The sequence below is a fragment of the Treponema sp. R80B11-R83G3 genome (assembly GCF_054786115.1).
Genome location: NZ_BDHF01000381.1, coordinates 1 through 700 on the forward strand (window position 1 = coordinate 1; position 700 = coordinate 700).

Sequence of the window (700 nt, forward strand, 5' to 3'; positions counted from 1 at the left end):
TCAATCGGGAAGGAAGAAGATTTTTTCTATATACCCGAACTGCTCCGAACGGAATACAACATGATATTCGGCAGTTCAAGCCTAAAGGCAGGACGTGTCAATTACACAGCCCCTCTTTCATTTATAGCGGACGGTCTTTTTGACGGCGTTCAATACGATTACAATTCCGCCGTGGGAAGTTTCCGAGTAGGAGCGTGGTACACGGGGCTTCAATTCAAAAACAGGGCAAATATAGCGATGACCGAAACCGATATTGAGGGCTTGTCGGAGCCTGTAGATTACTCCGATTTTTCCAACACTTACTTTTCTTCCAAACGAGCGCTTGTTTCCTTCGGTTGGGAGCACCCTTCGATTGCCGATCTGCTTCTGTTGAACGCCGCAGTCATCGCACAGTTTGATTTAAACGCCGCCGACGTTAAATACAACAGCCAATATGCGGTACTTAAAGCCTCAGTCCCGATAAACAACCTGCTAATCGAAGTCGGAGGCGGCGTTGAATTTTCGCAAACCGCCTTTGCTGACGAAAATAAATTCAACACCGCTTTTGCGGGTGAGCTTGGCTTGTTCCTGCTTTTTCCGTCCATCAACAGCCGCCTTTCGTTCACAGGTTTAATCACGAGCGGAATTAACGGCGATTCAGTCGGGGCGTTCGTCCCGATTACTGGCAAGGAATACGGATATGTATTGAAAACAAGATTGC

At 47.4% G+C, this 700-nt stretch carries 1 protein-coding gene; it reads left to right on the forward strand.

What is annotated here, in order from left to right:
* Nucleotides 1-700, forward strand: a 700-nt coding sequence (locus ACYVRH_RS13985) for a hypothetical protein (RefSeq protein WP_461257492.1), incomplete at both ends; no start/stop codon positions are given.